Genomic DNA, 6,995 nt, shown 5'->3' on the forward strand with positions numbered 1-6,995 from the left:
TTTGTCCTGAAGCCAGCATTAGTGCAGTCCCGCATCTCACCAGTGTTCTGATGGATGAATTGCGAGCTATAACTGCACGCCCACATAAACAGTGCCACACAAAGGATAAACACCACTACAGCCGTCTTCATCAATGACACTCCTTCCAGTTATTACCAATCTTGTATTCCCCGGTCAGAGGAACCTTGATGTTGAAGTAATTACCTGCCCTTACGATACACTCGACGGCAAGCTTACCAAGTTCCTCAGCTATGTCGGGGTCAGCCTCAAACTGAAGCTCATCGTGAACCCATGCCACTTGTTGACACTTGTTCTCCCATCCGCGCTCAGTGATTGCCCAATCAAGTTCAACCATCCATCGTTTACAGATGAGAGCACCAGCGGATTGCAGTAGTGTATTCAAGGCAGCATGGTCAGACCTGATGTGAAGCTTGCGTCCATCCAGGCCAAACAGGTATCCACGCTCACACGCTTGCTTCACCCCTTCGATCAGCTTCTCTAAGCCGGGGGTTTTCTTAGTGAACTCACGTTTGAGCTTGTTGCCTGCACTCTTGAAGTCATCTTCGTTAGGAGCTTCGTTCCCTTTGAAGAACTTCTTGAGGAGGTTGTTGTAGACGAGGTTTCTAGCCTTGAGCTTCAAGATGATGTCGAAGATGGTCATACCGATCTTCCACCCACCCGCTCCATAGAGGAACGCATAGATGAAGGTCTTAATACCGTCTCGATATAACTTGTGCTCCGGGTGGTTGTGCTCGTCTCGTTCGGAGGTTACGCCTAGGGCTGCCTGGGTGTTAGCCCAGTGTACATCCCCATCACACACGATACGTCCATAGGAACCTCCATCCCAACGTGCGAGGAAGTGGGAGAGGCACCGTAGCTCCAGGCCCGACACGTCGATGCCCACCTGTACTCGGCCAAATGATGGTCGAAACAAAGCGCGGCACTCAGCACCATAAGGAGCACCAACAGCAGGGGTCTGGGCAACATTAGGATTACGATGAGTAGCACGGCCAGTAACGGCACCATTAGTGATTACCTCTCCGTATATTCTACCGTTGCGTACTAATTTGAGCCAGGCGTTCTCCCCATCTACAACCATGCCTAGCCGCTTCTGGACGAGGAAGTACTCATTCAGGAGCTTAGCCTCAGGCCACTCCAACTTGCCGAGCACTGTTTCATCGATCTTAGGTTGACCAGATTCAGTGAACTCAGTGGGCTTCCAGTTGTATAGCCGCTTGAGCATATAGGCGATATGATGGCGTGACCCCGGGTTGAACACCGTGAGTCTTATCTTGGTGTAGGGAGCACCCTCCCATGTTCCAGGTATCTTAGTGCCATTGGTTGTACGCTTAGGTGTGACAACCTTGTCCGCTAGGTAGAACGGCTTGAAGGTCTGCTGTAGCTTTTCCTCCAGTTCCAACCTTCGGGATTGGAGGCGAGCGGCCAGTTGTTGAGCACCTTGTTCGTCAAAGGCAAACCCATAGCGTTCTTGCTTAGCGATGATGAACGCCACTTGGTGTTCGAGTTCCCAAGCCCTAGGATCAACCTTCTTTGATACAATCAGTATCCACAGCCTTACAGTGACCTCAACGTCTACCACGTTGTAAGCCAGCATCTCCTCAGAGAACTCATCCCACTCATCGAACTCAAGCTTGTTGTACCCGAGGCGATAGCCCCAGGCTTTCAGTGAGTGAGAACCAGTGAGCTTACCCTCGACCTTCTTAGCTCTTGCATCGAGTTCAGCTAGGTTCGGCCATATGAGACGTGAAAGGATGAGGGTGTCTACTACCTTCTCTCGGGAGATGGAGAACCAAGGGTAGAGCTTTTCTGCGAGTGGAAGGTCATAGCCAATGATGTTGTGACCAATGACCTGATCCGCTTGCATGAGAAGACGTAGACCCTGTTCTATCTCATGAGGTCTAAACCTACGGATTTCACCAGTGTCTACGTCTTTGGTAACTAGGCAGTGGATACGAGTTGCATCATTGAGAAGCCCATTGGCCTCACAGTCGAATGCAAGCCGTATAGGGTGTTACTCCGTAACCGGAGGCGCAACCTCAGGGTTGAACACCTCAACAACAGGAGATGCAACCTGTCGAGAAGCCTCCACCCTAAGGTAAGCTTCCTTCAAGATGGAAATGTTCTCCGGGGTTGCACCACCGAAGCCAACCTTGTTGAGCACTTCGATACAGAGTTCAGTGATTTCGTCGTCGTTCAATTATGCGGTTCCCTTTCCGTCACCCTTTTGTGGGGTGTACATACGTTCAGCGGCCCTGATCAGATCAGTCTTCCGCTGTTTGATTTCCCGGTAGTCACCCATAGGCACAACCTTGGATGACATCAGGTCGTCAAACCTCTTGTCGTTCTTGATTATCTCCTGGAACAGGACTGGTATCCTTTGCTTTGAAGAAGAAGCACACGTTGTCTTCATGGACCAACCTTTTCTTGGGATCATTGGATACGACTACTTGTGGAGGAAGAACAGCTTCACACACGCCATACTGTCCACGAGCATAGAAGCCATCACAGTTCTTGCAGCAAGGTACAACCTCTGCACAGGGATTACGCCTAGGTTGCTTAGCCACGGACCAACTCATATCGTGCATAGCGACGACCAGTGATCGGATGGTTCTTCCACTTGGTCTTAATTCCGTACCCATTCTTTCGGAGTTCCGAGATGTACTTAGTGAGAGAACCACCGGACATACCATAGTCATCCATGGCTTCACGAATGGAGATAGAACCAGTCCGATTCATATGCTGTAGAACAGTAGACATCTGGGTCACAATGTTTTCCTTTTTCTTCGGCTTAGGGAACGCTTCAAAGGTAGCTGCCTGCACTAAACCAGCTCCACCAGCTCAGCCTTGGGCTTAACCGGAGGCTCAGCCACAGTGTTCGCCACGAGGACATAGAACCGCTTGCCGTGCTTCTCAGCCATCTGGAGAGCCACAGTCTCAGCCTGCTTGAGGGACGTGTATTCCCGAGGCTTAGCGTTCGGGGCGAGCTTACCGTTTTCCTCGACGGCAATGATGTAACGCTTGCTAGTGCTCACTGTATGGCTCTCCCATTTGATGAAGTTGTTTTCGTGGTATTCAGTAACGTAGCCGTTCTTATAACCATTCGTGATGTTAGGAAACCGCACCTTTACCCTGTTGTATAGAAGGTTTTCCAAAATTTCTGCGACATGCTCATCCTTCGGTTTGAATCGCTGTTCATCACCAACCCACATAACAGTGTCACCGACGTTGAACTTACGTTCTTCCCATTTGTACACGGACTTAGGAGCTGAGTGCAGCCCGTCTTCTTTCGCCTTGACGTTATCTCCAAACACGAACGCATCTACAGTGAAGACATCCTTATCCTTCCACTCACCATGGTCGCGCTTGAACTTATCACCGATCTTAAGCTCTTTACCGAACTTGTCTTTCACCATCTCTTTAGAACTCCGTTTCGTCGTTAGGGATTACCTCAGGCTCAACCTCAGTTAGTCGGCCTGTAAGCGGGCTGTAGAACAGTGTAGCCCCCTCCCCCGTCTCACCTGAGAAGCGGTTCTTGAGGATACGAACTGTCGTAGCATTGGGGTTTTCACCCTGTTGGTTGCGCTCCAGGCCCAACACCATGTCGGACAACTGGGCGATAGCGTGTGAACCCCGAAGCTGACTAAGGGATGTCATAGCGCCTTCTTCATGGCCTTTACCCTCTGGACGCCTAAGGTGAGACACTAGGATCAACCCTATGCCAGTCTCTTGGACGAGCGTTCTCAGCATGGTCATAGCCATGTCGATTAACTTGCGTTCATCACCCCCAGCATCAAGGCCAGACACAACGATGGACAGGTGGTCAAGGATGATCCACTTGCAGTCCAATGAGCGCGCCATGTAGCGAACCCTGTTGAGCAAGTTATCAATCTCAGTTGAACCGAAGTGGTCATAAAGGAACAACCTTCCGGTACCCATCGTGTTAGCGAATGCGGACCTAAGGTCTTCCTCTGTTACACCAGAGCGGTTGATGTGGATTGGCTTGTTGAGGTCCAGCCCCATGAGCCCCAAGGCTGTGCGGCGTGTGCTTTCCTCAAGCATGATCATCCCCACCCGCTCACCTTGTTGGAGCAAGTGGTAGGCGATCTCTCGGACAACAGCGGATTTACCGATGCCTGAACCAGCCGTGATAGTGGTTAACTCAGCAAGTCGAAGACCATGAGTCTTGACGTTAAGGCTTGGCCACGGATACTCAACTGAGTGAACAACTACATCATTAACGATGTCATCCCATAGGGTTGAACCATCAACGATACCATCGGGGCGGTACGTCTTGGCGTTCCACATGGCTTGGATGACTTGTTCACCCATGCCTTGCTTCAGGCACTCATTAGGGTCTTTCAGTGGAAGGTGGGCAACCTTGACCTTCCCTGGTGGGAACAGTTCAGCACACTCGGATGTAGCAGCCCTACCCGGTTCGTCCATGTCGAACATGAGGACGATGGTGTCGAACTTCATCAGCCAATCGTATTGCTGCTTGAGGTTCTTAGCTGCACCCTGTGCTCCATTCTTGATGGAAACTACAGGCCACTTTAGGTTTTGCAGTTGTGACACAGTTAGGGCATCGATTTCACCCTCAGTGACAACCACCATCTTACCGCCGTCTTTCCACAGCCATTGGCCATAGAGAGGAGCCTTCTTGAAATCACCGATGAAACTAAAGGTCTTATCGGGAAACCTAAGCTTAGCTCCTACTGGCTTTCGTGTATCAGGGTCGTAGTACCAAGCGTACTGACAGGGTTTACCGTTGTATTCTCCTTGTCGATACCCCCAGTGTTGGCATGTGTCTTCCCTGATCTTACGTGATGGGAGGCTACCAATGTCACCCTGTATAGCCAGGGTTTTTACACCCCGTTCTTCAACCTCTTGCTGAATATTACTCCCCTCATAGTAGCCACACCCCATGCCGAAACAATAGGCGTGACCATCACTGTAGCGAACTAGGTTATCCCTGGAGCCACACCTAGGGCATGGCTCCTTGGAAACTGCTTGACTCACAGCTTGGTGACGACCAGCTCAGTCTTGGGGGCAACGGAGGCGATCACCTTGGCGATGTAGGTAATTCCCTCATCGCAACCTTCGAGGCTTTCCTTGGCCGCAGCCTCAGCCGCTTCATAGGTGTCGAACAGGGTTTCCTCGATGTAGCCGAGAGAGGGGTCAACAACCACGTAACGCTCGGGCTCAGCGGATTTCCACCGATTCTTCAGTTGGAAGTACCCCTTGCCGTTTTCATCTTCGACGTGAAGGTCACCATCGTAGTCAACATCGACCACCGTGTAGGTGTTACCAACCACAACATCGCAGTCACCCTCGTTGGACACTGCGATAACCTTGTCACCAACCTTGAACGTCATACTTTCTTTTCCTTTAGCCATGCTTGTGGGATTGACTTGTCTGCATATTTGAAACCATTCTTCTCACACCACATGGCATAGGTAGTCTTTGAACCCTTGTAGATTTTGTTCTTGGAGTTCTGGAAGACAAACCTAATGTCTAACTCAGGGTATTGCTCTTGGATCAGCAAGTGTTTCTTGCGGTCATCCAGATCGAATTCACCCTTAGTTTCAACGATTATGCCATTAGGGAGTGGGAAGTCTGGTGTATAGGAGGCGTGACGCTCAGGGACTACATAGGCGATCTTCATACCTTCATAGGTGAAGTCCACACCTTGGTCCCTGAGTTCCTTAGCTACACGTTCCTCTAACCCGGATTTGAACTTAGAAGTCCGTCGAATTGCTCGGCGCTTCGCCATCATCCTGGGTTTCAAACGGCGAGGAACCATCCTCATCCGCATCATCTGCGCCAGCGTAACCTTCCTCGACGCCGAAGCCGGGGTTGCGCACTTCCTGTTCCACGTACTTGAGCACCTGGACTGCATCGACGGACAGCGAGACGCCACCACCAAGTTCCTTGAACGCCTTGGCGAAGCCGCTGACCTTCACAGTGGAGCCACCAGTGAGCACGAACGAGGAGGACAGAGGCTTAGCCTGGGCATCCCAATGGGCGATGCGCTTGGGAGTGCCGTCCAGGTTCGTGGCGTGGGCCTTGAACTTGAACAGGGTGCGACCAGTCTTGGTGACCTTGCCGTTGTCATCCTTGACCTTCTCAGCGGCCCACGGCCAGTTCTTCACTTCCTCGACATCCAGGCCCTGCTTCTCAGCGAAAGCCGTGATCTTAGCCTTGAGGGCGTCCGCAGCCGTGCCTTCCAGGGCGAGGTCAATTTCAAACTTACCGTTAACCGGGTCATCGACCGACTTGTTCAGCTTCTTGTCGAACCGGCGTGCCTTGTTGAGCTTAGGCCAAACAGCAGCACCAGCATCAGTGATAAACTTAAGGAAACGGTCATTCTTCTTAGTGGACATACTCACCTTTCTCGTTAGGGATTTCAATTAGATCACCATCCTCATCCATGTGTTCGAACACATGCTGACACGCCTGCTCAAGGTGATCTACAGTTAGGATCACTGATTGGTCGTACTGCATGAGGGTGATGGTTTGGGACTCAGTGTCGATACATAGGGTCAGATCAAGACCATCAACTGTAACGTCAAACTTCATCCCAGAGCTTTTGCACGTAGTCTTCGAGTTCCTTACCCTTCAGGGTCTTCACCTTCTTGTTGAACCGGCGAAGGGACTCGGTGCGGACCAGCCCGTCTGCGATGGCATCACGAACGATCCGAATGATTTGAGGCATCAGGTCCATAAATTCAGTCTTAAGCATTAGTCCTTTCTCGGGTGGGGAGCGTAGCCGGTGCCTTCCAACATGCGTCGGGCCTTGGCGAGAGCCTGCTTGAGGTCCCTTGCGAACAAGGAAAGACCAAAGGCGGCGTTGGTGGAGGCGCACGTAAGGTGGAACAATTTCATGTCAGCCTTTCTCGGTTATTGCTAGTGTGGGTGGAAATTCGTTTTCGGCGATTTCTGCGCTTGCGTAACGATCTAAGAAAAGAAGAACTCGC

At 51.2% G+C, this 6,995-nt stretch carries 9 protein-coding genes; all 9 read right to left on the reverse strand.

Translation table 11 applies throughout. The annotated features are described in order from the left end of the window. Positions 1-130 precede the first annotated feature (130 nt). Positions 131-1,885, reverse strand: coding sequence for a DNA polymerase (locus tag M2320_RS22005; RefSeq protein ID WP_264599130.1), 1,755 nt, complete (start codon positions 1,883-1,885; stop codon positions 131-133). A 147-nt stretch (positions 1,886-2,032) separates the two neighbouring features. Continuing rightward, positions 2,033-2,218 (reverse strand): hypothetical protein, encoded by a 186-nt coding sequence (locus M2320_RS22010; RefSeq protein ID WP_264599131.1) that lies wholly within the window; start codon positions 2,216-2,218, stop codon positions 2,033-2,035. A 359-nt stretch (positions 2,219-2,577) separates the two neighbouring features. Beyond that, positions 2,578-2,778 carry a helix-turn-helix domain-containing protein gene (locus M2320_RS23440; protein ID WP_425540717.1) on the reverse strand — a complete coding sequence of 67 codons (201 nt, stop codon included), beginning with the start codon at positions 2,776-2,778 and terminating at the stop codon, positions 2,578-2,580. A gap of 62 nt (positions 2,779-2,840) precedes the next feature. Beyond that, a complete protein-coding gene (locus M2320_RS22015; RefSeq protein WP_264599132.1) occupies positions 2,841-3,434 on the reverse strand; it encodes a hypothetical protein in 594 nt (197 codons plus the stop codon). 4 nt (positions 3,435-3,438) lie between these two features. Continuing rightward, positions 3,439-4,944 (reverse strand): DnaB-like helicase C-terminal domain-containing protein, encoded by a 1,506-nt coding sequence (locus M2320_RS22020; protein ID WP_264599133.1) that lies wholly within the window; start codon positions 4,942-4,944, stop codon positions 3,439-3,441. An 89-nt stretch (positions 4,945-5,033) separates the two neighbouring features. Then, entirely contained in the window at positions 5,034-5,393 is a 360-nt protein-coding gene (locus tag M2320_RS22025) for a hypothetical protein (RefSeq protein WP_264599134.1), read from the reverse strand. After that, positions 5,390-5,836 (reverse strand): hypothetical protein, encoded by a 447-nt coding sequence (locus M2320_RS22030; protein WP_319801464.1) that lies wholly within the window; start codon positions 5,834-5,836, stop codon positions 5,390-5,392. Before M2320_RS22030 ends, M2320_RS22025 begins: the two co-directional genes overlap by 4 nt. Beyond that, positions 5,757-6,401 (reverse strand): hypothetical protein, encoded by a 645-nt coding sequence (locus M2320_RS22035; protein ID WP_264599135.1) that lies wholly within the window; start codon positions 6,399-6,401, stop codon positions 5,757-5,759. Before M2320_RS22035 ends, M2320_RS22030 begins: the two co-directional genes overlap by 80 nt. Positions 6,402-6,586: 185 nt before the next feature. Continuing rightward, positions 6,587-6,760: a hypothetical protein gene (locus M2320_RS22040; RefSeq protein ID WP_264599136.1), complete on the reverse strand. Its 174-nt coding sequence runs from the start codon at positions 6,758-6,760 to the stop codon at positions 6,587-6,589. Positions 6,761-6,995 lie beyond the last annotated feature (235 nt).

It is taken from the genome of Rhodoblastus acidophilus (genome assembly GCF_025961575.1).
Taxonomy (GTDB): Bacteria; Pseudomonadota; Alphaproteobacteria; order Rhizobiales; family Beijerinckiaceae; genus Rhodoblastus; species Rhodoblastus acidophilus_C.

Bases quoted from the DNA above. Each gene is read 5' to 3' on its own strand.
- M2320_RS22035 (WP_264599135.1), bottom strand. From the start codon at position 6,401: ATGTCCACTAAGAAGAATGACCGTTTCCTTAAGTTTATCACTGATGCT.
- M2320_RS22015 (WP_264599132.1), bottom strand. From the start codon at position 3,434: ATGGTGAAAGACAAGTTCGGTAAAGAGCTTAAGATCGGTGATAAGTTC.
- M2320_RS22030 (WP_319801464.1), bottom strand. From the start codon at position 5,836: ATGATGCGGATGAGGATGGTTCCTCGCCGTTTGAAACCCAGGATGATG.
- M2320_RS22005 (WP_264599130.1), bottom strand. From the start codon at position 1,885: ATGCAAGCGGATCAGGTCATTGGTCACAACATCATTGGCTATGACCTT.
- M2320_RS22040 (WP_264599136.1), bottom strand. From the start codon at position 6,760: ATGCTTAAGACTGAATTTATGGACCTGATGCCTCAAATCATTCGGATC.
- M2320_RS22025 (WP_264599134.1), bottom strand. From the start codon at position 5,393: ATGACGTTCAAGGTTGGTGACAAGGTTATCGCAGTGTCCAACGAGGGT.
- M2320_RS23440 (WP_425540717.1), bottom strand. From the start codon at position 2,778: ATGTCTACTGTTCTACAGCATATGAATCGGACTGGTTCTATCTCCATT.
- M2320_RS22020 (WP_264599133.1), bottom strand. From the start codon at position 4,944: ATGGGGTGTGGCTACTATGAGGGGAGTAATATTCAGCAAGAGGTTGAA.